General features: G+C 65.6%; 24 protein-coding genes. 12 read left to right on the top strand and 12 right to left on the bottom strand.

Annotation, left to right across the window (positions count from 1 at the left end):
- The first annotated feature begins 26 nt into the window (after positions 1-26).
- A complete protein-coding gene (locus JQ573_RS27275; RefSeq protein WP_312011641.1) occupies positions 27-296 on the top strand; it encodes a helix-turn-helix domain-containing protein in 270 nt (89 codons plus the stop codon).
- 136 nt (positions 297-432) lie between these two features.
- Here the strand turns inward: JQ573_RS27275 and JQ573_RS27270 are convergent, their stop codons facing one another.
- From JQ573_RS27270 to JQ573_RS27255, 4 genes are all read right to left on the bottom strand, one after another.
- Positions 433-1329 carry a haloalkane dehalogenase gene (locus JQ573_RS27270; RefSeq protein ID WP_212314917.1) on the bottom strand — a complete coding sequence of 299 codons (897 nt, stop codon included), beginning with the start codon at positions 1327-1329 and terminating at the stop codon, positions 433-435.
- A 57-nt stretch (positions 1330-1386) separates the two neighbouring features.
- Positions 1387-2454, bottom strand: a complete 1068-nt coding sequence (locus tag JQ573_RS27265; RefSeq protein ID WP_212314918.1) for an ABC transporter substrate-binding protein — start codon at positions 2452-2454, stop codon at positions 1387-1389.
- An 89-nt stretch (positions 2455-2543) separates the two neighbouring features.
- Positions 2544-3602 (bottom strand): dipeptidase, encoded by a 1059-nt coding sequence (locus tag JQ573_RS27260; protein WP_212315473.1) that lies wholly within the window; start codon positions 3600-3602, stop codon positions 2544-2546.
- Between the two features lie 150 nt (positions 3603-3752).
- Positions 3753-6026: a PAS domain-containing sensor histidine kinase gene (locus JQ573_RS27255; RefSeq protein ID WP_212314919.1), complete on the bottom strand. Its 2274-nt coding sequence runs from the start codon at positions 6024-6026 to the stop codon at positions 3753-3755.
- Positions 6027-6362: 336 nt separating this feature from the next.
- Here JQ573_RS27255 and JQ573_RS27250 point away from each other — a divergent pair, with 336 nt between their 5' ends.
- Positions 6363-8657, top strand: a complete 2295-nt coding sequence (locus JQ573_RS27250) for an NF038122 family metalloprotease (protein ID WP_212314921.1) — start codon at positions 6363-6365, stop codon at positions 8655-8657.
- Between the two features lie 63 nt (positions 8658-8720).
- Here the strand turns inward: JQ573_RS27250 and JQ573_RS27245 are convergent, their stop codons facing one another.
- Entirely contained in the window at positions 8721-9491 is a 771-nt protein-coding gene (locus tag JQ573_RS27245) for a gamma-glutamyl-gamma-aminobutyrate hydrolase family protein (RefSeq protein WP_212314922.1), read from the bottom strand.
- A gap of 276 nt (positions 9492-9767) precedes the next feature.
- On the opposite strand from JQ573_RS27245, the gene JQ573_RS27240 reads away from it, so the two are divergent.
- Positions 9768-10931 carry an AI-2E family transporter gene (locus JQ573_RS27240; RefSeq protein ID WP_212314923.1) on the top strand — a complete coding sequence of 388 codons (1164 nt, stop codon included), beginning with the start codon at positions 9768-9770 and terminating at the stop codon, positions 10929-10931.
- On the opposite strand, the gene JQ573_RS27235 is transcribed toward JQ573_RS27240, so the two are convergent.
- The 5 genes from JQ573_RS27235 to JQ573_RS27215 all read right to left on the bottom strand — a co-directional run bounded on the left by JQ573_RS27235 (position 10924) and on the right by JQ573_RS27215 (position 14191).
- Positions 10924-11160, bottom strand: a complete 237-nt coding sequence (locus JQ573_RS27235; RefSeq protein WP_212314924.1) for a hypothetical protein — start codon at positions 11158-11160, stop codon at positions 10924-10926. The genes JQ573_RS27240 and JQ573_RS27235 overlap by 8 nt on opposite strands.
- A 44-nt stretch (positions 11161-11204) precedes the next feature.
- Positions 11205-12422 (bottom strand): GGDEF domain-containing protein, encoded by a 1218-nt coding sequence (locus tag JQ573_RS27230; protein WP_212314926.1) that lies wholly within the window; start codon positions 12420-12422, stop codon positions 11205-11207.
- Positions 12423-12668: 246 nt separating this feature from the next.
- Entirely contained in the window at positions 12669-13145 is a 477-nt protein-coding gene (rpsI, locus tag JQ573_RS27225) for a 30S ribosomal protein S9 (RefSeq protein ID WP_092114692.1), read from the bottom strand.
- The gene (gene rplM / locus JQ573_RS27220) at positions 13145-13609 is read right to left on the bottom strand and encodes a 50S ribosomal protein L13 (RefSeq protein ID WP_050405657.1); all 465 of its coding nucleotides are present in this window, start codon (positions 13607-13609) and stop codon (positions 13145-13147) included. The genes rpsI and rplM overlap by 1 nt, the downstream gene beginning before the upstream one ends.
- Before the next feature lie 153 nt (positions 13610-13762).
- Complete coding sequence (locus JQ573_RS27215; protein ID WP_092114693.1) at positions 13763-14191, bottom strand: PaaI family thioesterase; 429 nt, start codon at positions 14189-14191, stop codon at positions 13763-13765.
- A gap of 70 nt (positions 14192-14261) precedes the next feature.
- Here JQ573_RS27215 and JQ573_RS27210 point away from each other — a divergent pair, with 70 nt between their 5' ends.
- The 8 genes from JQ573_RS27210 (at position 14262) to nadC (ending at position 22184) form a co-directional block, all read left to right on the top strand.
- On the top strand, positions 14262-15089 hold the full coding sequence (locus JQ573_RS27210; protein ID WP_212314928.1) for an enoyl-CoA hydratase: 828 nt from the start codon (positions 14262-14264) through the stop codon (positions 15087-15089).
- Between the two features lie 110 nt (positions 15090-15199).
- Entirely contained in the window at positions 15200-15784 is a 585-nt protein-coding gene (locus JQ573_RS27205; RefSeq protein ID WP_212314930.1) for a CoA-binding protein, read from the top strand.
- Between the two features lie 148 nt (positions 15785-15932).
- Positions 15933-17213, top strand: coding sequence for an O-acetylhomoserine aminocarboxypropyltransferase (locus JQ573_RS27200; protein WP_212314932.1), 1281 nt, complete (start codon positions 15933-15935; stop codon positions 17211-17213).
- Between the two features lie 156 nt (positions 17214-17369).
- The gene (locus tag JQ573_RS27195) at positions 17370-17774 is read left to right on the top strand and encodes a hypothetical protein (protein ID WP_212314934.1); all 405 of its coding nucleotides are present in this window, start codon (positions 17370-17372) and stop codon (positions 17772-17774) included.
- 14 nt (positions 17775-17788) lie between these two features.
- Entirely contained in the window at positions 17789-18748 is a 960-nt protein-coding gene (locus JQ573_RS27190; protein WP_212314936.1) for an NrtR DNA-binding winged helix domain-containing protein, read from the top strand.
- Positions 18749-18802: 54 nt separating this feature from the next.
- Positions 18803-19789, top strand: a complete 987-nt coding sequence (nadA, locus tag JQ573_RS27185) for a quinolinate synthase NadA (RefSeq protein ID WP_212314937.1) — start codon at positions 18803-18805, stop codon at positions 19787-19789.
- Positions 19786-21336 (top strand): L-aspartate oxidase, encoded by a 1551-nt coding sequence (locus JQ573_RS27180; protein WP_212314939.1) that lies wholly within the window; start codon positions 19786-19788, stop codon positions 21334-21336. The genes nadA and JQ573_RS27180 overlap by 4 nt, the downstream gene beginning before the upstream one ends.
- Entirely contained in the window at positions 21333-22184 is an 852-nt protein-coding gene (gene nadC, locus JQ573_RS27175) for a carboxylating nicotinate-nucleotide diphosphorylase (RefSeq protein WP_212314940.1), read from the top strand. Before JQ573_RS27180 ends, nadC begins: the two co-directional genes overlap by 4 nt.
- Before the next feature lie 4 nt (positions 22185-22188).
- Here the strand turns inward: nadC and JQ573_RS27170 are convergent, their stop codons facing one another.
- Positions 22189-23274, bottom strand: coding sequence for a COX15/CtaA family protein (locus tag JQ573_RS27170; protein ID WP_212314941.1), 1086 nt, complete (start codon positions 23272-23274; stop codon positions 22189-22191).
- A 192-nt stretch (positions 23275-23466) separates the two neighbouring features.
- Here JQ573_RS27170 and JQ573_RS27165 point away from each other — a divergent pair, with 192 nt between their 5' ends.
- On the top strand, positions 23467-23676 hold the full coding sequence (locus JQ573_RS27165; RefSeq protein ID WP_050400909.1) for a DUF2842 domain-containing protein: 210 nt from the start codon (positions 23467-23469) through the stop codon (positions 23674-23676).
- On the opposite strand, the gene JQ573_RS27160 is transcribed toward JQ573_RS27165, so the two are convergent.
- Complete coding sequence (locus JQ573_RS27160) at positions 23673-24737, bottom strand: polysaccharide deacetylase family protein (RefSeq protein ID WP_249132395.1); 1065 nt, start codon at positions 24735-24737, stop codon at positions 23673-23675. The genes JQ573_RS27165 and JQ573_RS27160 overlap by 4 nt on opposite strands.
- Positions 24738-24819 lie beyond the last annotated feature (82 nt).

Here is a 24819-nt window from a genome sequence, read left to right as displayed (position 1 = left end):
CCGTAGCTCGAAAAGCGAAGGCGGAAGTGATACCCATCATCTCACGCCTTTGCCTCAGCGAACGCACGCTGAATCGTCGCTTCCGCGAACTGACCCACGAGCCGCCGCAGGCCTTCATCACGCGCCGCCGCGTCGAGCACGCGCGCACGCTGCTGGAGACGACGGCGCAACCGATCAAGGCCATCGCCCGCGCCACCGGCTACAAGGATGAGAGCAGCTTTCGCAAGGCCTTCCGCAAGCTGACGCTGCTGTCACCGCAGGCCCACCGCGCACAGCGCGCGATGCGCGCGGCCTGAGCCCGTAGAATGAGAGCTGTAGGATGGGTAGAGCGCAGCGAAACCCATCATCGCACACCTTGCACTGGCGCGATGGGTTTCGCTGCGCTCTACCCATCCTACGGGCTGCGGTTGCCCGGCTTACCCACCTCCGCGTTCAGGACAGGAGCGGCAGCGCGCCCCTCAGGACATCCTCACCCCATTCCTGCACGAAGTGTCCGGCTGCGGTGAGCGTGACCGGCTCGGGGCAATTGCGGACGGTTTGCCGCATCTCCGCCATGACGGCCGGCCCGAGCACCGGGTCGGTCATGCCGATGACCATCGCGGTCTTGCCGGAGTATTCGCTTCGCCACCATTCGCGCGCCTTGCGTGAGAGGGCCGCGCCGCCGGCATTGGGCCGGTCCGGCACAAGATTTGGGAATCTGCGCACACCGGACTTGTAGCTGGCATCAGGGAAAGGTGCGTCATAGGCCGCAGCCTCCGCGGGTGAGAGCTGCGGGCAGGCCCGCGCCATCAGTTTACCGACCGCCATGTCGGGATTTGCGTTGCTCCACGCGCGCCAATCCATGAAGCCCTTCGTCAGCGGGCGGTCCCCGGTCGCGAGCATGGTATTCATGATCAGCAGCGCTTCGAAGCGATTGGTCATCTCCATCGGGATGGTCAGACCGAGCAACCCGCCCCAGTCCTGGCAAACCAGCGTCATGCGACCGAGATCTAGCGCACGGATCAGGGCGATCAGGCTCTCACGATGGAAGTCAAAGGTGTAGACGGACTCCTCGACAGGCTTGTCGGAGCGACCGAACCCGAACATATCAGGCGCGATCACCCGATAGCCGGAGGCGACGAGGCCGGGAATCATCTTGCGGTAAAGGTAGCTCCAGGTCGGCTGGCCATGAAGGCACAGCGCAACACGGGCATTGCCCCTTCCCTCGTCGAGATAGTGCATGCGCAAACCGGAATAGCCGGGAAGATCGTCACGATAGTTGGGCGCGAACGCATAGCCGGGAAGGCCATCAAAGCATACATCCGCGGTCCGCAAAGCCCCGATCGCCATTGTCCGATGCTCCTCGTTGTTGACGTCGCTCGCAGGATGGGGGGCGAGGACTGGCCGTCACACTCGAAACAGCTTCGCGTAACGCGCCTTGATCTCCTCGCTCTGCGCCTGCACCTGGACCGGGTCGGCCTTGAGCATCTTCAGCTTGTCGAGCGGCACGTGCCCGGCCTTTTCCTTCACCTTGGCGTGGAACGAACGGTGCGCGAACTCGTCGGCCAGCATCTGCTGGGTTTCGGCGCTGAAGAAGTAGCTCTGGAACAGCCGCGCCGCGTTCGGGTTCGGCGCGCTTTTGAACACGCCGCTCGGCACGATGATCAGCGGCGCGCCCTCAGTCGGATAGACCACCTCGACCGGCTTGCCCTGATCCTTGGCCAGCACAAGATTGTAGTCGTTGCCGTCGGCCATGACCGCGCGCTCGCCGAGCAGGATCTTCTTCGGCGGATCGGCAGCCGACTGCACCTGCATCACGCGCTGCTGCGCGAGCTTTTCCAGATACGGCCAGCCGAGATCGCGCGCCAGCACGAAGGTCGCGGTCAGGATCGCGCCGGAGTAGCCCGGGTGGCCCTTGACGATCTTGCCGCGCCATTTCGGATCGAGCAAATCGGCATAGCTCTTCGGCGCCTCCTCGCGCTTCACCTGCTCGGTGTTGTAGCCGATCACCTCGAACCAGCCGCAGGACGTCGCCGACGTGCCATCAGGATCGATCTGATCGTCGGGAAAATGCCTGGCGACCTCTTCGGGCAGATAGGCCGCGAGCCAATCATTCTTCTTCCAGTCAAGGTAATGCGCGGGATCGGTCGAGTTGGCGACGTCGACGGCATGGATGCCGCTGCCCTGCTCCTGGGCGATACGCTGGAAGATGCGTTCGGCGCCGGAGCGCTCGACGCGGACGCTGATCCCCGGATATTTCTGCTCGAAGTCGCGCGCGAGACGCTCCGCCGTGTTCAATTCGAGCGCGCTGTAGAACGAGATCTTGCCTTCCTTCTTCGCTGCCGCGATCAGCTCCGGCGTCACGGTCTCAGCCGGCGGCGGCGCCGCCCGCAGCGGTTCGGCGAACACCATGCCAGCGGCCGTCGCTGCCGTCACCTTGAGCCAGTCGCGTCTCGACCATTTGCGGTCCTGCATTCCATGCTCCCTGAATCGGGCCGTTAACCGGCCGCGCCATTGTTGTGCAGCCACAATAGATCACGATCGATGGGCCGTGTGCAGCGGTTTCATCGCCAGCTTTGGCGGAACACGCGCATCCAGTTGTCGAAGGCGATCTTGCGCAACGTGGCGTCATCGTAGCCGTGTGTCCGCAGCGCCTGGATCAGATTCGGGAGATGGCTTGCATCCCGGAGCGGAATGGGCATGAGCGCGCCATCGAAATCGGACCCCAGCGCGACGTGGTCGTCGCCGATCCGCTCGACCAGGTAGCTGAGGTGGTCGACCACCGTCTCGATCGGGATTCCCGGATCACGATGCCCGTCCGGGCGCACCTCGGACACACTGAAATTGAAGCCGACGACGCCGCCCGATGCCCCGACGGCATCGAGCTGCCGGTCGGTCAGGTTGCGGGTCGCAGGGCAGACCGCATGCGCGCAGGCGTGGGTTGCCACGATGGGCGCGGTGCTGATCGCCGCCAGATCCCAGAACCCGCGCTCGTTGAGGTGAGCCGCGTCGAGCATGATTCCGAGCTCATTGCAGGCCCTCACCAGCGCCTTCCCCGCGTCAGTCAGACCGGGGCCGGTATCCGGGGAGCGCGGATAGGCGAACGGCACGCCGTGACCGAAGATGTTGGGTCGGCTCCAGACCAGGCCGAGCGAACGCAGGCCGCGGGCGTAGAGCTGCGCCAACCCGTCCAGATCGGCGTCGATCGCTTCGGCGCCCTCGAGGTGCAGCACGATTGAAAATGCCGCGTCCCGCCGTGCCGCCTCGATCTCATCCACGGTCGTCGCGCGGCGGATTTTTCCGTCGGCGCGGGCCACCATGGCCTCGAGCGCGCTCAGCTGGGCATCGATGGTACGACGCGCGTAGGCCGCATCGAGCGGCTCGGCGAGGCGCACCTCGTACCCGTCGGCGGTTCGGGTGAAATCGCCTTGGCGCGGATGTTCTGCCTTGGCGTACATCGCGAACAGGCCGCCAACCATGCCGCCTTCCCGGGCACGCGGCAGATCGAGATGACCATCCTCGGAGCGCGCGAGAAAATCCCGCCCGCCTTCCCGGTATTCAACGAGGTGCTGAGCCGCGTCGTTATGGCCGTCGAAGATCGCAACCTTGCCGCTTTCCTGCACCGCACCGCTCTCCTTCGCCTTGCCAGCGTCGAGCAGCGTAGCGCGCAGGATGGGATGAGCCAACGGGTCCGCGCAGCGCGCGGCCCGACGATAAACTCCGCGATATCCATCGTGTCGGGGCTTGCGAAAGCGATGGGTCCGCGCGGTGGACTAATTCTTCTCGGGCGGGTTCTCGCGCAGGAAGCGTTCCAGATCGGGCTGCACGGAGTAAGGCTGCGGAACCGGATCGCCCTGAAAGTCGACCTGAAGATCTAGGCAGCGCCGCAGCATCCGCGCCAGCTCGCTGCGCCGATAGGGCTTGGTCAGCAGCGGAATGCCGTGGCCGCCACGGCCCTGTTGCGCCGGCAGCGCGCCATCGCTGTAGCCCGAGGTGAACAGCACCCGCAGCGCCGGTCGCCCGGCCATCAGCGTCTCCGCCAATTGCCGGCCATTCATGCTGCCGGGCATCACGATGTCGGTGAACAGGAGATCGAACCCGGTGCCGCGGCTGACGATCTCGAGCGCGGCATCTGCGTTCGCCGCGACCAGCACCTTGTAGCCGAGGCTTTCGAGCTGGCCCATCACGTAGTCACGGATCGTCGGGTCGTCCTCGACGCACAGGATGGTCTCGTTGCCGCCCCTGACCGGCAGATCGTCCTCCTCGGCCGCGCGCTGCGCGATGCCGTCCGCCTTGGGCAGATAGATCCTGAAGATGGTGCCGCGCCCCTGCTCGCTCTTGACCTCGATGCCGCCGCCGCTCTGCTTGACGAAACCGAACACCATGCTGAGTCCGAGCCCGGTGCCCTGCCCGACCTCCTTGGTGGAGAAGAACGGATCGAAGATCTTCTCCAGATGCGACGGCGAAATTCCGGTGCCGGTATCGGTCACCTCGATCACGAGATGGTCGCCGGCGCGCTCGACGCCGTGCGCCACGGCATCGGGAATCCCGAGCTGCATGTTGCGGGTCGCAAAGGTCAGCGTGCCGCCCTCAGGCATCGCATCGCGCGCATTGATGGCGAGATTGACCAGCGCAGCGCCGAGCTGGCTGCGGTCGACGAAAGCGAGCCAGGCGTTGCGGCCGAGCTCCGTCCTGATCTCGATCTGCGACCCCAGCGTCTGCGACAGCAGCCGCACCACTTCGCCGATCAAGTCGTTGACGTCGGTCTCGGCAGGCTGCAACGGCTGCTTGCGCGCGAATGCCAGCAGGCTCGAGGTGAGTTGCGCGCCGCGATCGGCGGCATCGCTGATCAGCTTGGCGATCGCGGCAAGCTGCGGGTTATCCCTGACGCCGTCGGCGAGGATCTCGATCGTGCCGGTGATCACGGTCAGCATGTTGTTGAAGTCGTGCGCGATGCCGCCGGTCAACCGCCCGAGCGATTCCGTCTTCTGCGCCTGGATCAACTGCTCTTCGGCGCGCCGGCGCTGGGTGACGTCCCTGACAAAGGAATTGATGATCCAGCCATCGCCACGGCGCAGCGCATTGAGCGACACCTCGACATAGAACCGGTGGCCGTCGCGGTGCACGGATGCGGTTTCATAGCGCATGCCCATGCCACCGGTCGCGGTCTCCTGCAGGAAGCGGGTGATGCGCTGCCGGTGTGCAACCCGCAGCTCTTCCGGGAACACCAGTTCGACCACGCGCCGGCCAACCGCCTCGGAGCGCGTCCAGCCGGTCAGCACCTCGGACTGCGGGCTCCAGTCGAGCACGATGCCGTCCTGGTCGGTCTGAACGAAGGCGTCGAGCGCGGTCCTGACGATGGCCTGCGCCATCTGCTCGCTCTCCACCAGTGCCTGATGCGCCTGACGCTCCGCGGTGACATCGCGCAGCACGATGACCGCGCCGCGCAAATTGCCGGCATCGTCGCGCAGCGGCCTGGCGTTGGCGACAAGACAGACAGCCGGTTCCGGCCGCAGGGGTTTGACGATCAGCTCGCAATCGTCGACGTCATCGCCGCGCAGCGCACGCGCCATCGGCGTCTCCGCGATCGGCATCACGGTCGTGCCGTCAGCAAAATAGTTCTGGAAGGTGCGAACGCCGGTCAGGGTGTCAAAACCGGGTTCGACACGGTACAGCCGCCGCGCCGCGGCGTTGACGATCACGATCATCGCGTGCTCGTCGGCGACCACCACCGGATCGCGGATGCTCTCGACGGTCTTCTCCAGCAGGTGCTGCCTGCTGCCCAATTGCGCGGACAGTTCGGCAAGCGTCGCAGCGAGCTGAGCGGCCTCATCGTCGCCACTCGGGCGTATCGAGACCGGCTCGCCGCGCGACAGCGCCTCCGCCGCCCGCACCAACTGGGCGGGGGTTCTGGACTGCGACCTCGCAATCATCTCAGCCGTCATCAACACCACCGAAACCACACCACCGGCGAGCAGAATGCCCTGCCAGGTGACGCCATGGATGAAGCCCAGCGCAAGCAGGATTGTGACGACGGGAAGCATCATCCCGGCCGCCAGTCGGCCCGACAAATTCATCCCGACCAACTCATCGTGAGCAGTTGCACCGGAAAATGGAAAAGCAAAACAATATCGAAAAGGATCGTCGGCGCCGGGACAATATCGGGTGGCTTGCGCCTTCTTGCTTAGCCGAGTCCGGCTCTGCAATCCGCCACTTTCGTATCCGTATAAGTACGGAGAACGCCCGCCGATGCCGGTTGAACCGCCTCCGGCGCCGGGGAGTCCAAGCCGGCGGCCCCGATTTAGGGCATCTTCGCGCGGTCGCCGGTGCGCACGAGCCGCCTGCGCTCCGCAAAGTCGCTCGCCGTCTCCCGGGAGGCATCGGTGCAGATCAACGTCATCTACGACCCGAGCGTCGCGTCCGCGCCGTCAGGCTTCAAGACCGCGGTCGCCTATGTCGTCAACCTGTTCGACACCGCCTTCACCAATGACGTCACCCTCAGCATCCATGTCGGCTGGGGCGAGGTCGGCGGCTCCGCGATCGCGTCCGGTTTCCTTGGTGAAAGCGAGGAGGCAAAGGCGCCGGCCTATGACTACACAACGATCAAGGATGCCTTGATCGCAGACGGCACCTCCAGCGCCCAGCTCGCGGCCTTCGCGACCTTGCCCGCATCGGATCCGACCGGCGGTGCAACGTTCGATATCGGGCGCGCGGAAGCCAAGGCGCTCGGTCTGATCGGCGCCAAGGACCCGGCCAATGACGGCTGGGTCGGCTTTGATGCCACTGCGAACTGGTCCTACGACCCGACGGCCACGCCGGGGAGCAATCAATACTATCTCGTCGGCTCGATCGAGCACGAGATCACTGAGGTGTTGGGCCGCGACTCGCTGCTCGGCGTCAATGGCGAGCACTATGCCAATGGCTGGGGCGTCCCCGACCTGTTCCGCTTCTCGGCGCCCGGCGTCCGCGAGCTTGCGCCCGGCCCTGTCCATTCCACCGGCTATTTCTCGATCGACAATGGCGCGACCAGCCTTGCAAGCTGGAACAACCACATCGCCAAGGGCGATCTCGGCGACTGGGATTCCGGCTTCGGCTCCGGCGGGGGTCCGGGCCCGTTCGGCGACGACGCCTTCAACAATGAAAGCAATTCCGGCGTCATCAACGGGTTTACCCAGACCGATTTCATCCAGATGCAGACGCTTGGATGGAATCCGTCGGCGCCGGACAACTTCGTATTCAACGGCGAGATCTATTTCGTCGCAGCCGGCCATACCGCCAACAACCTCGTCGTGCAGGCGGGCGGCACGCTCGGCGTCGCGGGTAACGCAACCGCCGTTGCGCTTGATGGCGGCAATGCCGAGATCGACAGCGGCGGCGCGATCCACGGCATCATCGTCGATGCCGGCAGCACGCTGACCGTCGATTCCGGAGGCGCGGCCGATGGCGTGACCATCGCAGGCGGGCTGGTCGACATCGCGAGCGGCGCCGTGACCGGCGGCACACCGATCGTGTTCCAGGGCGCAGGCGGCACGCTCGAGATCGACGGGCACACGCCGCCGGCCAACATCATCAGCGGCTTTGCCATCGGCGACGCGATCGATTTCTACGGCGTCAACATCGGCGGCAATGCCGCGGTCACGCTGCTGCCCGGCAACGTGCTCGAGCTCGCCGAGCACAACAGGACGTTCGACTTCCAGCTCGATCCGAACGACAATTTCGCCGGCCAGACCTTTGGTGTCGGCGGCGACGGCTTTGGCAGCACCGCGATCTTCCTGCTGCCGTCGGTGCTGTCGGTTGCGACCAGCGGCGCCGGCATCTCCGGCGGCAATGGCGACCTCAACGCCGGGCATGCCGTGACCTTCACCCTCAACATGAGCGACGCCGTCACGGTGGACACCGCCCATGGCACGCCGACCTTGCTGCTCAACGATGGTGGTGTCGCGACCTTTACGGGCGGCAGCGGCAGCGATGCCCTGACCTTCAGCTATTCGGTCGCTGCCGGCGACAACACGGCCGATCTCGCGGTATCAGGCTTCCTGCTGCACGGCGCGTCGCTGACAGACAGCTACGGCCATCATGCGAGCCTCGCCGGCGCGGTGACCAATCCGGGCGGCATCCTGCAGATCGACACCACTGCGCCGGAGTCCTCCGGGGTCAGCGCGGCACCGGCGACCGGCATCGAGACCGCTGGCGCGTCCGTCGCCTTGACACTGGCCTTCAACGAAGCCGTCACGGTGTCCGGCGGCACACCGACGCTCACGCTCAACAACGGCGCGAACGCGATCTTTGATGCGGTAGCGACCGCGGCGCTGCACGATCCAACCAAGCTCGCCTTCGACTATCTCGTCTCAGGGACCGACAATCCCACCGCGACGCTTGCAGTGATAGGCCTCAACGCGAACGGCGCTGCGATCGCCGACCTTGCCGGCAACGCCGCCGATCTCTCGCATGTGAATGCGAGCTTCAACGGCCTGTCCGTCAACGATGCGCCGGCCTTCTGGGCAGACGGCTTGACCCGTCCCGAGCTGCATTTCGGCACAGCGGGCAACATCGTCCTCGACGCCGCAGCGTCGAGCTTCGCGGCGGCTTACGGCCTCGAATATCTCTATCTCGGCCTGCCCGCCGGCACGCCCTACCCGGCGGTGCCCGACACCAGCAGCGGGTTTCATCTGGTCTAGGCTCGCTTGAAACACGTTCGCGGCTGACATACCGCTGCCCAAACTGTGCGGTGAGCGGGCTAGCTACGCTGCCCGCCGCCGCTCGCGCAGTGCGTCGCCGAATGCCTCGAACAGCGCGCGGTTGATCGGGTTGCGTTGCGGATCGTATTCGGCGTGCCATTGCACACCGAGCGCAAAGCCCGGAGCATCGGCGATGCGGATCGCCTCGATGGTGCCGTCCTCGGCGACGCCCTCGATCACGACGCGCCTGCCGGGCTCGAGGATGCCCTGGCCGTGCAGCGAATTGACCCGAATGGACTCGCAGCCGAGGATCCTTGCGAAGGCGCCACCCGGCGTCAGCGCGACGTCATGACGGTCGGCGAACACGACGGTGGGATCGGGATGGATCTCGCCGTTCTCCAGCCGCGGCATCCGGTGGTTCATGCGGCCCGGGATCTCGCGGATCTCCGGATGCAGCGAGCCGCCGAAGGCGACGTTCATCTCCTGCAGGCCGCGGCAGATGCCAAAGATCGGCACGCCGCGCGCGACGCAGGCCTCCGACAGCGCCAGCGCGACGTCGTCGCGGTGGATGTCGTAGGGCTCGTGGGCGGCGCAAGGCTCGGTGTTGAAGCGGGTCGGATGAACGTTGGCACGCGCCCCCGTCAGCACCACGCCGTCGACCACGTCGAGCAAGGCACCGACATCGGTGATTTCGGGGCTGCCCGCGAACATCAAGGGCACGGCACCCGACACCTCGGCAACCGCGCGAAGGTTGCGCTCTCCGACCATCTGGACTGTGAAACGATTTTCAATGCGATGGGCGTTTCCGATCACGCCGACCACGGGCCGTCTCATTATTGAAGTCTCGCGCAATGATTATTCTAAGTTTGCGACTTTGCGGAGACGATCATGCCTTCGAGTTCCCCCCGGATCAACTGCCTATATCTGCACAGGGGACCTTGCAGTCCTGCACAGATTCGCAGCCCTCGGGGCCCCAAATCCGGCCTGGCGCCCCACGGTCGCGCCCGGACCACGGCGCGTCAGCGGCAAACCGGCACGGTCCGTCCAGCTTGATCCCGGCGGGATTTTCGCCAAAGACTGCCGGACACCGTCGCGAAGGGGGAATCACCCGTGACAGACCCGGCTGACAATCGCCTGCAGGCCCGCAACGACATGGCGTGGGCGATCGCCGTCGGCGGCATCGGCATCGTGCTGTTCGCCGCCCTGTTGACCTTCGCCTGGCAGTTCGCGGCGACCCTGTTCCTGCTTTTCGCGGGCATGCTGCTCGGGGTCGCCCTCAATGCCATGACCACCCTGCTCGGCCGGCTGACCGCGCTGCCTCACGCGTTGCGGCTTGGGATCGTCTGCCTGGCGATGGCCGGGCTATTGTCCGGCATCGTGTTCCTCGGCGGCACCACGATCGCGCAGCAGGCCACGGTGCTGAGCAACACGATCAAATCGCAGCTCGGCAACGTCAAGGAGTTCCTCGAGCAGCGCGGCATCGATACCAGCTATCTTGACTTCACCAATGCGGCCGGCGAGGCGAAGGGCGAAGGCTCCGCCGTGACGACGACGACACCGCCAGCGTCGCAGTCGCATGGCATCCCCGGCGCCGGCGCGCTGGCCTCGAGCGGCGGCGCCATCATCAGTCAGACGCTGAAGGTGCTGCTCGGCACCGTCAGCGTCGTCGGCAACTTCTTCATCGTGCTGTTCCTCGGGCTCGCCTTCGCGGCCCAGCCGAGCATCTACCGCGCCGGATTGTTGTTCATCGCGCCGGCCAAATACCGCGCGCAGGCGACCGTCATCGTCGACCGCATCGGCGAGACGCTGGAGCGCTGGCTGATCGCGCAGATCATCACCATGACCGCGGTGTTCCTCGTCACCTGGATCGGGCTCGCCATCATCGGGATTCCGAGCTCGTTCATCCTCGGCATCCAGGCCGGCCTGCTCGCCTTCATCCCGACAGTCGGCGCGATCCTGGGCGGGCTGATCGTGGTGCTGGCGAGTCTGGCGACCGGGTGGATCGCGGCGCTGTCGGCCTTCATCCTATTCCTCGGCGTCCACGCGCTGGAAAGCTACGTGCTGACGCCGATCATCCAGCGCCAGGCGCTCGACATCCCGCCGGCAACGCTGTTCGCGTTCCAGATCCTGCTCGGCGTCGTGTTCGGTATCTGGGGGCTCGCGCTGGCGCTACCGCTGATGGCGATCGCCAAGGTGATGATCGACCACTTCAAGGCGGAAGATCAGGCGCCGGCGCAGACGCCCGCTCCGTCGAACGTGCCGCAGCTCAGTTGAACAGCAGGACGGTACCGACGACCATCAGCATTACGCCGACCAGCATCATGATCGGCCAGCGGCGCCTCGCCGGTTGGTATCGTCCCTGCGCGCGGCGTTCGGCGATCAGCGCGGTCTCGTATTCATCGGAGTCCGAGAACAGGCAGGCGAAGCCGCTGCGCGCCGATGCCGCGTCGGCTTCGAGCGACATCAGGGCTGAATGCGGGTTGCGGGTGCTGATCGACTCCATGCCCGAAAGCATGGGATCGAATGGTTAACCAGCCGTTACCGCGCTCACGCGCGGGCAGGCGCCGGCTTTTGCCGCGCCGATGCCGGCAGGCCGGCGGTCTTGCGCCGCCAGTTCTCCAGCGACAGCGGCAATTCCTCCGCTGCCTCGACGCGGTTGCGACCGCTGCGCTTGGCCTGGTAGAGCGCGGTGTCGGCCGACGCCAGCAGCACCTCGAGCTCGGTCCCGGCAGGTCCACCGGCCACGCCGATGCTGACCGTGGTGTCGACCGCGCCGTCCTCGCAGCTGATGTTGCTGTTCTCGAACGCTTCGCGGACGCGCTCGGCGACCAAGACGCCCTCCTCCAGCGAGCACGGCAGCAGCGCCGCGAATTCCTCGCCGCCGATCCGGCCCGACAGATCGCTGATCCTGAGACTGTTGACGACCACGGCGGAGAACAATTTCAGGATCTCGTCACCCGCGGGATGGCCGAACCGGTCGTTGATCGACTTGAAGTGGTCGATGTCGAAGATCATCACGGTGACCGGCCGGCCGGCCGTGGCCTCCCGCTCGATCACCCGCGTGCAGGCCTCGGTGAAGCCGCGGCGGTTGAGCATGCCGCTCAACGGATCGATCGACGCGGCCGTCTTGTGAACGGCGACCGCGCGGTCCGACACCATCATGAAGATCACGAACACCGTGCCGATCGCGTACAGAACGAGTTCGATCGAGAACAGCGTGACCCAGAAGCTGCTGACGAAGTTCTGGCCGTTCAGCCGCAGCACGTCGCCGACCAGGATCGGCAGCATCAGGACGCAGCCATGAGCGACCGGGATCGCGATCGCAATCCAGCGCCTCTGCATCGAACGGCGGCGCTCGCTCCAGAGTTCGGAGGCGGTCAGCGCGGCGTAGATCGCGACGATCCCGGCGCCGATCGTCAGGCGCATCGCCGGATCCGCGATTGACGTCGCGGCACCAATCCACACGATCGGGCCGAGTACGAGACCCGGCAGGTTGGCCTTGCGGCCGTGGAAGATACGCGCTGCATTCCAGACCATGCCGCAGGCAGCGAAGCCGATCGCATTGAGACCCAGCAAGACGAGCGGATCGAGCGTCGAGCTGCCGACCGTCCAGAGCGCGACGGAGGCCGCGCCGAGCAGATAGGCGGTGCCCCACCATTTCAGCGCAGCAATGTTCTCCTGCCTCCCGAACAACCAGAGCATGGCGCCGAGCATGCCCGCGACCATGGTGGCGAACAGATAAAGCGTCGATGGATCGAACGACATAGAGTCACCCCAGCCCGGTGATGCAACGTTCGCAGGCGCAAATAATACGGTGATGCAGCGCCAGTGCGAGCCCGCAAGCTAGAAGGCCCGAGTTCCAATTTCGTTTGCACGCACACGCAAGTTTTCATGAAAAACTGCGCTAATTCGCGTCGAAGCACGCCCGGTCGAGCGCAGCAAAAAGGGCGCCTCGCGGCGCCCTCTGCAACTCGATGCACGCGGCAATTGCCGCGAATTTGAGGACTCGAATTAGCGCTTCGAGAACTGGAAGGACTTGCGGGCCTTGGCCTTGCCGTACTTCTTGCGCTCGACCGTACGGGAGTCACGGGTCAGGAAGCCGCCCTTCTTGAGGACGCCACGCAGCTCGGGCTCGAAGTTGGTCAGCGCCTTCGAGATACCGTGGCGAACCGCACCGGCCTGGCCGGAGAGACCGCCGCCGGCGACGGTGCAGATCACGTCGTACTGGCCGTTACGGGCGGCAGCGACCAGCGGCTGCTGGATCATCATGCGCAGCACCGGGCGGGCGAAGTAGATTTCGATGTCGCGGGTGTTGACCGAGATCTTGCCGGCGCCCGGCTTGATCCAGACGCGGGCGACCGCGTCCTTACGCTTGCCGGTGGCGTAGGCGCGGTTGAACTTGTCGACCTTCTTGACGTACTTCGGCGCATCGGGAGCCGCCGGCTTGACCTGCGAGAGCTGGTCGAGGGACTGCAAAGTATCGGACATTATGCGGCCCTCGTGTTCTTGCGATTCAGGGAGGCGATATCGACCTTCTCGGGGCTCTGGGCCTCATGCGGATGCTCGGCACCCGGATAGACGCGCAGATTGCCCATCTGCATGCGGCCGAGCGGACCGCGCGGGATCATGCGCTCGATCGCCTTCTCGACGACGCGCTCGGGGAAGCGACCCTCGAGGATCTGCTTCGCAGTGCGCTCCTTGATGCCACCGATGAAGCCGGTGTGCTTGTAGTAGACCTTCTGGTCGCGCTTGCGACCGGTCAGCACCACATGCGCGGCGTTGACGATGATGACGTTGTCGCCGCAATCGACATGCGGGGTGTAGGTGGGCAGGTGTTTGCCGCGCAGGCGCATCGCGACGAGCGTGGCGAGGCGACCGACGACCAGACCCTTGGCGTCGATCACGACCCACTTCTTCGTCACTTCGGCGGGCTTGGCCGAGAACGTGCTCATGTGTGAAATCCGTGAAGAGGAAATCGGCGCCGTATGCGCCGAACTGCGGGGGTTTCTAGAGAAGCCGCGGGCGCGCGTCAACGTCGGCGCGCGCGATTTAAATCAACGAAAACAATAGCTTGTAAATATGGTGTAATAATACCGCGAAAAAGCCTATTGATTTGGAATGGAATAGGTCGCCGTGACATGGGCGATCGGATCCGGAGAGGTGCCGGACAGCAGGTTCACCTCGCCGACCGCAAGCCGCTTGCCGAGCTTGAGCAGCCTGGCGACCGCAAGCACGTCCTGCCCTGGCTGGCCCTTGCGCAGGAAGTTGATGTTGAGGTTGGTGGTGACGGCAAGGCCGATCGGCCCGATCGCCGACAATAGCACCACGTACATCGCGAAATCCGCCAGCCCCATCAGGGTCGGTCCGGACACCGTGCCGCCCGGCCGCAGCATGCGCTCGCTGTAGCGCTGGCGCAGCAAAGCCGTCTCGCCGTCGGCGCTTTCGATCCTGATGTCGTCGTGGGTGAATGCCTGCGGAAATTCCTTGCGCAGGAACTCCTCCAGATCAGCCACGCTCATTTTCGCAATCGCCATGCCGCCCCTGCCCTCGCTTCAGCCTGCCTGTTACATTAAGTTGTCATACAGACCAAAGTGGAATTTCACCATGTCCGCCCAAGCCGCCCGCGCGGAAGCGCCGCAACACCAGCCGATCCTGCTGCGCGAGACCGTGGGCAGTATCGCGTTACTGACGCTCAATCGCCCCGCGGCGCGCAACAGCCTTTCCGAGGGCCTGATCGGCGAGCTGCACGCGGCGCTGAACGATATCGGCGCTGACAAGAGCATCCGTGCCGTCGTGCTCGCCGCCAACGGCCCGGCCTTCTGCGCCGGTCATGACCTCAAGGAGCTCACCGCGCGCCGCACCGACGCCGACCGCGGCCGCGCCTATTTCGCAGAGATCATGAACGCCTGCAGCGCGGTGATGCAGGCGATCGTGCACCTGCCGAAGCCAGTGGTCGCCTCCGTCCAGGGCATCGCCACCGCCGCCGGCTGCCAGCTCGTCGCGAGCTGCGATCTCGCGGTCGCCTCCGAAGCGGCGGCGTTTGCGACGCCGGGCGTCGACATCGGGCTGTTCTGCTCGACGCCGATGGTGGCCCTGTCGCGCAACGTGCCGCGCAAGCAGGTGATGGAGATGCTGCTGACCGGTGAACCGGTCTCGGCGGCAACGGCGCAGAGCATCGGCCTCGTCAACCGCGTGGTGCCGGCCGGCACCGAACGCGACGCCGCGATCGCGCTGGCGCAAAAGGTCGCGCTGAAATCGGCCTACACCGTCAAGCTCGGCAAGGAGGCGTTCTATCGCCAGGCCGAGATGAGCCTCACTGAGGCCTATCGCTTCGCCGCTGAGGTGATGACCGAAAATATGATGGCGCGCGACGCCGAGGAAGGCATCGGCGCCTTCATCGAGAAACGCGACCCGAAATGGCATGACAAATAACCCTCGTCATTGCGAGCGGAGCGAAGCAATCCACCTCTCCATGTGACGATCGAATGGATTGCTTCGTCGCTACGCTCCTCGTAATGACGTCACCGGACAATTGATCAGAAATGAACCACGACGCCTACGACGACAACTACATCCGCAGCATTTTGAACAATGTGAAATCGATCGCGATGGTCGGCGCCTCGCCGGTCAATGTGCGGCCGAGCTATTTCGCGTTCAAATATCTGGCGCAGCGCGGCTACGACATGATCCCGGTCAACCCCGGCCATGTCGGCAAGGCGCTGATGGGCAAACCGTTCGTCGCGTCGCTCGCGGACATCGATCGCCCGATCGACATGATCGACATCTTCCGCAATTCGAGCCACATCATGCCGGTCGTCGACGAGGCGCTGAAATTGTCGCCGCTGCCGAAGGTGATCTGGATGCAGCTCGGCGCACGCGACGATGCCGCCGCCGAGAAGGCGGAAGCCGCGGGCCTCAAGGTGGTCATGAATCGCTGTCCGAAGATCGAGTATGGCCGGCTGTCGTCGGAGATCTCCTGGATGGGCGTCAACTCGCGCACGTTAAGCTCCAAGCGCGCGCCGATTCCGACGCAGGGCATGCGGCTGTCACTCAACCGCACGAGCTTTGGCGGCGGCCAGACTGCGGCATCGGACCGCGCCGCGAAAAACAAGACCGAGACGACCTGACATCGCGGCGGAATAATCGTTCCGCTTGTCCGGTATGGCGTAGGATGCCCATTCCAAAGAATGGCGGCGTCCCCAACTCGCTTGACGGCGAGCGCCGCCGCCATCAGCATGCCGCGCGTTTCGACCAGGCCACAACAGGATACAAAGAATGACCGATCGCCTTCCGGGATTTTCCACCCTCGCCGTGCACGCCGGCGCACAGCCTGATCCCACCACCGGCGCGCGGGCGACGCCGATCTACCAGACCACGTCATTCGTCTTCAACGACGCCGACCATGCGGCTTCGCTGTTCGGCCTGCAGGCCTTCGGCAACATCTATACCCGCATCGGCAACCCGACCAACGCCGTGCTCGAGGAGCGCGTCGCAGCGCTCGAGGGCGGCACGGCAGCGCTCGCGGTTGCCTCCGGCCACGCCGCGCAGCTCGTGGTGTTGCAACAACTGCTCCGGCCCGGCGACGAAATCATCGCTGCGCGAAAACTCTATGGCGGCTCGATCAACCAGTTCACCCACGCCTTCAAGGCGTTCGGCTGGAACGTCGCCTGGGCCGATCCCGACGACGTCGCAAGCTTCGAACAGGCGGTGACGCCGCATACCAAGGCGATCTTCATCGAGTCGATCGCCAACCCTGCCGGCAGCATCACCGATATCGAGGCGATCGCGGCCGTCGCGCGCAAGGCCGGCGTGCCGCTGATCGTCGACAACACGCTGGCCTCGCCGTATCTGATCAAGCCGATCGACCATGGCGCCGACATCGTCGTGCACTCCCTGACCAAGTTCCTCGGCGGTCACGGCAACTCGCTCGGCGGCATCATCGTCGACGCCGGCACCTTCGACTGGTCGAAGGACAACAAATATCCGATGCTGAGCGAGCCGCGCCCGGAATATCACGGCATCCGGATCCAGGAGACCTTTGGCAATTTCGCCTTCGCGATCGCCTGCCGCGTGCTCGGCCTGCGCGACCTCGGCCCCGCGCTGTCGCCGTTCAACGCCTTCATGATCCTGACCGGCATCGAGACGCTGCCGCTGCGCATGCAGAAGCACTGCGACAATGCCAAGGCGGTGGCGGAATTCCTCTCCACCCACCCCGCCGTGTCAGCCGTGAATTACGCCGGCCTGCCCGGCGACAGGTACAACGCCCTGCAACGCAAGTATGCGCCGAAGGGCGCCGGCGCGGTGTTCACCTTCAGCCTCAAGGGCGGCTATGACGCGGGCGTCAATCTGGTGTCGAACCTGAAGCTGTTCTCGCACCTCGCCAATGTCGGCGACACCCGCTCGCTGGTGATCCACCCGGCCTCCACCACCCACAGCCAGCTCGACGACGCCGCCAAGGTGAAATCGGGCGCCGCGCCCGAGGTGGTGCGGCTGTCGATCGGCATCGAGGACAAGGAAGACCTGATCGCGGACCTCGACCAGGCCCTGCGCGCCTGATCCCGCCTTGGTTCCGGAGCGGTCCGCCCGCATCGCTCCGGCAACCTTGCCCGAAACAACCGTCTCGTTAACGCTTAATACCGACGGGTCTCTCGTTAACGCTCAATCCGGCATAAAGTGGCAGTGATAGGCTCCGGATGATTCGGGAGACCATTGATGCTGCGCTGGATATTGCCGCTCGCGATCGCGCTGTTTGCGATTTCGCCCGCTGACGCCGCCGACGGCCCTGTCGTCACCAAACGCGCCACCGTCAAGGCCGCGCGCCAGCTGCCGGCGGGCCTGCCGCGCCGGCACTACGCCTACCGCACCACCATCACGTCACCGACCTATGTGCGGCGCGGACGCCAGCTCGTGGTCGTCGAGCCCACGGTGATCCCGCTCAACTCAGAGCCGTACGTCCCGTACATGCAGGGTGAGCCGCTGCTGCCTGGATCGTCGTCATTACCCGGCTATTACGGCAACTGGCACTCCTACAATTATTACGGCCCCTATTACGGCGGCGCCTATGTGACCTACTGGGACCGCCTGCCCTACGCCTGCGGCGTCTACGGCTACTGCTAGCCCGGGACGCGCGCGTGGCCAGATCGCCGCAGAAGAAAACCAGCGCACCGGCTTCGGGCAATGCTGTCACCGCCGACCTCGTCGCGGTGCTGGTCGCCGTCACCGACGGCACGCCGAAGATCATGACCATCGCCGGCGGCTCCGCGCTGCCGAGCGGCCCGTTCGAGTTCACCCACCGCTCGCTGCAGACCGCGCTGCGGGCCTGGGTCGAGGCGCAGACCGGCCATCCGCTCGGCTATGTCGAGCAGCTCTACACCTTTGCCGACCGCGGCCGGTCCGGCGACGCCAGGACGCCGCACAGCGTCTCGATCAGCTATCTCGGCCTGACCCGCGAGGACCAGGTCGGCGAAGGTTTTGAGGCGCATTGGTCCGGCTGGTACGACTATTTCCCCTGGGAGGATCATCGCGCCGGCACGCCGGTCTGCCTTGCGAAGATGATCGCACCGAAGCTGAAGACGTGGGCGAAGGCGGCCCCGTCACCCACGCTGCAGCGCGAGCGCTGGCAGCGCTGCGCGATCACCTTCGGTCTCGATGACCGCGACTGGAACGAAGAACTGGTGTTGCAGCGTTACGAACTGCTGTACGAGGCGTTGCTGATCCCGGAAGCCGGGCGCGCGCATGACCGCGAGGCGCCGATCGTGCCGGGCAAGCCGATGACGGCGGATCATCGCCGCATCCTCGCGACCGGAATCGCGCGGCTGCGCGCCAAGATCAAATACCGTCCGGTGGTATTCGAATTGATGCCGGCCGAATTCACCCTGCTGCAACTGCAACGCAGTGTTGAAGCCCTCGCAGGCCGGCTGGTCCACAAGCAGAACTTCCGCCGGCTCATGGAGCAGCAGGAACTCGTTGAAGAGACTGGCGCAATGGCCGCCGATACCGTCGGACGGCCGGCCAAGCTGTTCCGCTTCCGCCATGCCGTCTTGGCCGAACGGGCCGTCGTCGGCACCAAGCTCCCGCTTTCGCGCACTTGACATGCCTTATGCTCAGGATAAGTATAAGCCATCTTATGCTCAAGGAGAGTATAAATGGTTGCACTCGATACCGATCTGCTCACCCGCACCGCGCCGATATATGAGCGCGTCAAGCGCGTCATCCCACCGTTCGAATGGGCCACTTTCGCCGAGGACGTTGATGCGATCCTCGAACTGAAACGCCGCCGCAACGCGGTGGTGCTGGCACATAACTACCAGACGCCGGAGATCTTCCACGGCGTCGCCGATATTGTCGGCGACAGCCTCCTGCTCGCGCGTGAAGCGACCAAGGTCGACGCCGACATCATCGTGCTCGCGGGCGTGCACTTCATGGCCGAGACGGCGAAGCTGTTGAACCCGGCCAAGACCGTGTTGATCCCCGACCTCAGGGCCGGCTGCTCGCTCGCGGATTCCATCACGGCACAGGACGTGCGGCTGATGCGCGCGCGCTACCCGGACGCGCCTGTTATCGCCTATGTCAACACCTCGACCGCAGTGAAGGCGGAATCAGATATCTGCTGCACGTCAGGCAATGCGCTCAAGGTGGTGGAATCGCTCGACGTCGAACGCGTCATCATGCTGCCGGATGAATATCTCGCGCAGAACATCGCCAAGCAGACCAGCAAGAAGATCATCGCCTGGAAGGGCCATTGCGAGGTGCACGAGCTGTTCACCGCCGATGACGTGCGTCAGCTGCGTGAGAATTATCCTGATGTCACCGTTCTGGCACATCCGGAATGCCCGCCCGAGGTCGTCGCCGAAGCGGACTTTTCCGGCTCGACGGCCGCGATGCAGTCGTTCGTTGAGACCAAACGTCCGCCGCGGGTCGTGCTTCTGACGGAATGTTCGATGAGCGACAACATCGCGGCCCGAAATCCCGACGTCGACTTCGTCCGTCCCTGCAATCTCTGTCCGCACATGAAGCGGATCACGCTGAAGAACATCCGCCACGCGCTGGAGACCAATCAGCACGAGGTCACGATCGATCCTGCGATCGCCGATCGCGCGCGCAAGAGCGTCGAAAGGATGCTGGCGATATGAGTATTGATATCTCCGATCTCAACGGCCGCCCCGTCATCATCGGCGGCGGCGCCGCGGGGCTGATGACCGCGCTGCAGCTCGCGCCCGAGCCGGTCGTGCTGCTGTCGAAATCGCCGCTCGGCGCGGAAGCCTCCAGCATGTGGGCTCAAGGCGGCCTCGCCGCGCCGGTCGGCGCGGATGACACCCCTGCCCTCCATCTCGCCGATACTCTTGCTGCGGGTGCCGGCCTCTGTGATGCGGCCGCAGCATCCCGGATCGTCCATGCCGCGCCTGCCGCCGTGGAGCATCTCGCCGAGCTCGGCGTCGCCTTCGATCAGCGCGCCGACGGCAGCTGGCGTCTCGGGCTCGAGGCCGCGCACGGCCGCAACCGCATCGTGCACGCCACCGGCGACGGCACCGGCCGCGAGATCATGCGCGCGCTGATCGCGGCGGTCCGCCAGACGCCGTCGATCACCTTACTGGAAGGCGTCGAGGCGCGCCGGCTGCTCGTCGTGGACAATGCCGTCAGGGGCGTGCTCGCAGCCAGCGACCGCGGTGCGCTGACGATCGTCACCAACCGCGTCGTGATCGCGACCGGCGGCATCGGCGGGCTGTTTTCAGACAGCACCAACCCCGGCGGATGTTTCGGCCAGGGGCTCGCGCTCGCGGCCCACGCTGGCGCAAAACTGTCGGATCTCGAATTCGTGCAGTTTCATCCGACCGCCTTCGACGGGCCGTCACGGCCGATGCCGCTGTTGACCGAGGCGATCCGTGGCGATGGCGCGCCCCTGATCGACGAGACCGGCCGGCGCTTCATGGCCGACCAGCCCGGCGCCGAACTTGCGCCACGCGACATCGTCGCGCGCGCGGTCTGGCGTCACCGCGCTGCGGGACATCGCACCTTCCTCGATGCGCGCAAGCATCCGGGCGCGGATTTTGCGCAGCGCTATCCCGTGATCAGCGCGTTCTGCAAGATGGCCGGCATCGATCCCGTCACGGATCCGATCCCGATCCGGCCGGCGGTCCACTACCACATGGGCGGCATCGCGGTTGACGGCTATGGCCGTAGCACGGTGCAAGGCCTGTGGGCCTGCGGCGAGGCTGCGCGCACCGGGCTGCACGGCGCCAACCGGCTCGCCAGCAACTCGCTGATGGAAGCGATCGTCTGCGCGCGCTGGGTCGCCGAAAGCATCGAAGGCGTCAGCGCGGGTCCGCGCGCCATGCTGAACGACGACACGTTGCCGGCCGCCGCCGATCCCTCCGCCGTGCGTCCGATCCTCACCCAGGGGCTCGGCGTGCTGCGCGACCGCGACGGGATCGCACGCGCGATCCGGAGCCTCTATCCGCTCGCGCGCAGTCCGAGTGCGGCATCCGACGCAGCATTGGTCGGATTGATGATCGCGATTGCCGCCATCAGGCGTGAGGAAAGCCGCGGCGGTCATTTCCGCACCGATTTCCCGCACACCGCTTTGTCGGCGGCGCCGTCTTCCCTCACCCGTGCCGAGGCGCTCGCCGCCGCGCACGACATCGTTGAATCCAAGCTACCAACCAGGAGTGCCCGCTCATGACCCTCAATCCCCTGTTGCCGCTGCTGTATGAGCCGATCGTGCAAACCGCCTTGCGCGAGGATCTCGGCCGCGCCGGCGATATCACGGCAGACGCCATCGTGCCGGCCAGCCAGCAGGCCCGGCTGGTGATGCGGGCGCGGCAGCCCGGCGTGATCGCCGGGCTCGACATCGCACGCACCGCGTTCCAGACGGTGTCGCCGGCGATCGAGCTGCGCGCCGAGCGGCCTGACGGCAGCGCGGTCGAACCCGACCAGGTCATCGCGATCATCGACGGTCCGGCCCGCAGCCTGCTCACCGCGGAGCGCACCGCGCTCAACTTCCTCTGCCATCTGAGCGGCGTCGCGACCGCGACCGCCACGCTCGTCAAGGCTGTCGCTGGCACGCGCGCGCAGATCGTCTGCACCCGCAAGACCACGCCGGGACTGCGCGCGCTGGAGAAGTACGCGGTGCGCGCCGGCGGCGGCGGCAATCACCGCTTCGGTCTCGACGATGCCGTGCTGATCAAGGACAACCACATCGCGCTCGCCGGCGGCATCCGCCCTGCGATCGAACGCGCCAAGGCCAATACCGGTCATCTCGTGAAAATCGAGGTCGAGGTCGACACACTGGCGCAGCTTGAAGAGGCGCTGGCACTCGGCGTCGACGCGGTCCTGCTCGACAACATGACGACCGAGCAGCTCAGCCAGGCGGTGGCAATGGCGCGCGGCAAGGCGCTCACCGAAGCCTCCGGCCGCATCACCGCTGCGACCGCCGCGGCGATTGCCGCCACCGGCGTCGATTTGATCTCGGTCGGCTGGGTGACCCACAGCTCGGCCGCGCTCGATATCGGGCTCGACTATCTGTCCTGATCGATCAAAGCGACTGGCCGATCGGAACGAGGGTCGGCTGGTCCCGTTCGGTCCGGCGCGCCGCGAAGCGCTCGGCTTGCAGAACCGCGAGCGTCAGCACGACGATCGCGACCGCCTGGTGCGTCAGCGCCAGATCGATCGGCACCTGATGCAGCAGCGTCAGGATGCCGAGCGTCGCCTGCAGCGTGATCGCCGCAACGAGCCACCATGCGCCCGCGATCACCGCACTTCCGGCGCGTGCACGCACCGCATCGATCGCATGCGCGATCGCCAGCGCAAACAGCAGGTAAGCGGTCATGCGATGCTCGAACTGCACCGTCAGCGTGTTGTCGAACAGATTGCGCCACCACGGCGTCTCGAACCACAGCCGGTCAGCCGACGGAATCAAGCCGCCGTCGATCTCAGGCCAGGTGTTGTAGACCCTGCCCGCGCGCAGGCCCGCGACCAGCGCGCCGAAATAGAGCTGCACGAAGGTCAGCACGAGCAGCACCGCGCTCGTGATCTTCAGCCTGAGCGGCGCGATCACGGATGGACGGTCCGTCAAGCGCCGCAGCGTCCAGACGATGGCCGCGAAGATCAGGAGCGCCAGCACCAGATGCGTCGCCAGCCGATATTGCGACACCTCGACGCGCTCCGAGAGGCCGGACGCCACCATCCACCAGCCGACGCCGCCCTGCAGCGCGCCGAGGCCGAAGATCACCCACAGCCGCCGGCCGAGCTCGCCGCTCACCGCGCCGCGCCACAGGAAATACAGGAACGGCAGCAGATAGGCGGCGCCGATCACCCGGCCGAGCAGCCGGTGGCTCCACTCCCACCAGAAGATCGTCTTGAATTGCTCGAGCGTCATCCCGGCGTTGAGCTCGCGATATTGCGGGATGGTCTTGTAGCCCTCGAAGGCCTTCGTCCACTGCGCCTCGGTCAGCGGCGGCAGCGCGCCGGTCACCGGCTTCCATTCGACGATCGACAGGCCGGACTCGGTGAGCCGCGTGGCGCCGCCGACCAAGACCATCAGCGCGATCAGGGCGGCGACCGCGATCAGCCAGACCCTGACGGCGCGGAGCTGCGATGGTTGTGCGGAAATACCGGCCATTTCGCCCTGACTTGATTGGATTTTCGGGCCCCTTATAGTCCGGCCCGCAAGTGGCGCAAGCGCCGCCTGAGGCCTCGTTCCGGTCGGTCGGAACGAGGCCTCAGCAATCTTTGTTTTGACGCGTTTACTTTGCGCGAACCGATGTCCGCTTCGCTCGAAAACGCTCTGGATCACGAGTCATACATATCCGCCATGGCCATACGCACCCGCAAATTGCTCGGAACCATCGCCCTGCTGATCCTGGTCGTGGTGTGGTCGCTGCTCGGCATGACGGTCGCCCAGACCCCGTGGCTCGCCAATTCGGGGCTGCTGCAGGCGATCTTCTACGTCGTCGCGGGCCTCGGCTGGGTGCTGCCGGCGATGCCGATCGTCTCCTGGATGTCGCGCCCCGATCGCGCCTAAATCGCGCCCTCGTCGCGCCCGTGCCGGGTCGGCCGCACCGGTGCGAACATCACGCCCGAGAGCAGCACACGCATCATCCGCAGCGACCGCACGCGGCCATCCCATGCGATGCGCGGCAATGCGTAGAGGTTGGTGCGTCCTTTCGCCTCGACGACCCCTGATATGGTCGACACCGCGCTGGCAAAGCCGGCCTCCTCGGCCATCACGACATGCGGACGGCGGAACGCGTCACGGTCCCCGAAGGGGAATGCGAAATGCTTGATCGGCCGCCGCAGCGCGCTTTCGGCGACCGCCTTTCCCATCGCCATCTCGCGCTGCGCGTCGGCATCCCTCAGGCTCGACAGGGCGGAATAGTTCACCGTGGCGCTGCCGAAGGTCACGTTCGGATCAGCCGCGAGCTTCGCCAGATCCTGCCAGTCGAGCAACGCGCTGCGTGACAATTGCGCCGCATCGGCCGAATAGCGCCGGCTGAGATCGTTCACCGCATAGGACAGATCACGCGGCGACAGCTTGCGCAGCCAGCCGGACAGGAAATCGAACAGCTCGTATTTGTCCGACAGGCTCGTGACCACGAAGTGCCGTTCCCTGCCGTCGATCATCAGGCTGATGCGGTTCTCGCGCGCGATGATGTCCTCGAGCACCAGCCACCACGCCGTGCCCACGCCGTCCGGGAAAGCCGTCGGCAGATAGACGGTGAAGGGAACGCGGTGCCCGGCGAGCACGGGATAGCCATGCGTGACGAAGTCCTTGGTCGCACCGTCGAAGCTCAGGCAGGCAAAGCGGCGGCGCTCCGGCAGGGTCACCGCGCGGCGGCAGGCCTCGTCGATCCCGACGATGTCGTACTTCCAGCGCTTCAGCGCGCGGAGGGTGCGATCGAGGAAGGCAGGCGTGATCTCCTGGGATTTCAGCGGCTGAAACCGGCCCCGGCGCGCAGGACGGACGCGCGCGAAGCGCAGGATCACCCCGGCGCCCCCGGCCTCGTGTTCCCGCAGCCTGAAGGCGCCGCTGAAATAGGCGAGCTCCATCCGGGCCCGCCGCAAAATCCCGTTGTCCGGCGTCAAGATCCCCGCCTCTGCCCGGCGGTTCCCACACCCCGCCGCGGCATTGTTATTACTCTTTGTTGACATTTCCCTGCGAAGGTCG

The sequence above is a fragment of the Bradyrhizobium sp. AUGA SZCCT0105 genome, from assembly GCF_018129565.1.
In the GTDB taxonomy this organism is placed as follows: domain Bacteria; phylum Pseudomonadota; class Alphaproteobacteria; order Rhizobiales; family Xanthobacteraceae; genus Bradyrhizobium.
The sequence above is the reverse complement of the archived record's forward strand: the minus strand, read 5'-3'. Positions and strand labels throughout refer to the sequence as shown.

What these genes read in the sequence shown, in the direction of transcription:
- JQ573_RS27245 (WP_212314922.1), bottom strand. Translation starts at nt 9,491, where the DNA reads ATGAGACGGCCCGTGGTCGGCGTGATCGGAAACGCCCATCGCATTGAA.
- JQ573_RS27210 (WP_212314928.1), top strand. Translation starts at nt 14,262, where the DNA reads ATGTCCGCCCAAGCCGCCCGCGCGGAAGCGCCGCAACACCAGCCGATC.
- nadC (WP_212314940.1), top strand. Translation starts at nt 21,333, where the DNA reads ATGACCCTCAATCCCCTGTTGCCGCTGCTGTATGAGCCGATCGTGCAA.
- JQ573_RS27215 (WP_092114693.1), bottom strand. Translation starts at nt 14,191, where the DNA reads ATGGCGATTGCGAAAATGAGCGTGGCTGATCTGGAGGAGTTCCTGCGC.
- JQ573_RS27270 (WP_212314917.1), bottom strand. Translation starts at nt 1,329, where the DNA reads ATGGCGATCGGGGCTTTGCGGACCGCGGATGTATGCTTTGATGGCCTT.
- JQ573_RS27180 (WP_212314939.1), top strand. Translation starts at nt 19,786, where the DNA reads ATGAGTATTGATATCTCCGATCTCAACGGCCGCCCCGTCATCATCGGC.
- JQ573_RS27265 (WP_212314918.1), bottom strand. Translation starts at nt 2,454, where the DNA reads ATGCAGGACCGCAAATGGTCGAGACGCGACTGGCTCAAGGTGACGGCA.
- rplM (WP_050405657.1), bottom strand. Translation starts at nt 13,609, where the DNA reads ATGAGCACGTTCTCGGCCAAGCCCGCCGAAGTGACGAAGAAGTGGGTC.
- JQ573_RS27165 (WP_050400909.1), top strand. Translation starts at nt 23,467, where the DNA reads ATGGCCATACGCACCCGCAAATTGCTCGGAACCATCGCCCTGCTGATC.
- rpsI (WP_092114692.1), bottom strand. Translation starts at nt 13,145, where the DNA reads ATGTCCGATACTTTGCAGTCCCTCGACCAGCTCTCGCAGGTCAAGCCG.
- JQ573_RS27230 (WP_212314926.1), bottom strand. Translation starts at nt 12,422, where the DNA reads ATGTCGTTCGATCCATCGACGCTTTATCTGTTCGCCACCATGGTCGCG.
- JQ573_RS27235 (WP_212314924.1), bottom strand. Translation starts at nt 11,160, where the DNA reads ATGGAGTCGATCAGCACCCGCAACCCGCATTCAGCCCTGATGTCGCTC.
- JQ573_RS27170 (WP_212314941.1), bottom strand. Translation starts at nt 23,274, where the DNA reads ATGGCCGGTATTTCCGCACAACCATCGCAGCTCCGCGCCGTCAGGGTC.
- JQ573_RS27200 (WP_212314932.1), top strand. Translation starts at nt 15,933, where the DNA reads ATGACCGATCGCCTTCCGGGATTTTCCACCCTCGCCGTGCACGCCGGC.
- nadA (WP_212314937.1), top strand. Translation starts at nt 18,803, where the DNA reads ATGGTTGCACTCGATACCGATCTGCTCACCCGCACCGCGCCGATATAT.
- JQ573_RS27205 (WP_212314930.1), top strand. Translation starts at nt 15,200, where the DNA reads ATGAACCACGACGCCTACGACGACAACTACATCCGCAGCATTTTGAAC.
- JQ573_RS27255 (WP_212314919.1), bottom strand. Translation starts at nt 6,026, where the DNA reads ATGATGCTTCCCGTCGTCACAATCCTGCTTGCGCTGGGCTTCATCCAT.
- JQ573_RS27195 (WP_212314934.1), top strand. Translation starts at nt 17,370, where the DNA reads ATGCTGCGCTGGATATTGCCGCTCGCGATCGCGCTGTTTGCGATTTCG.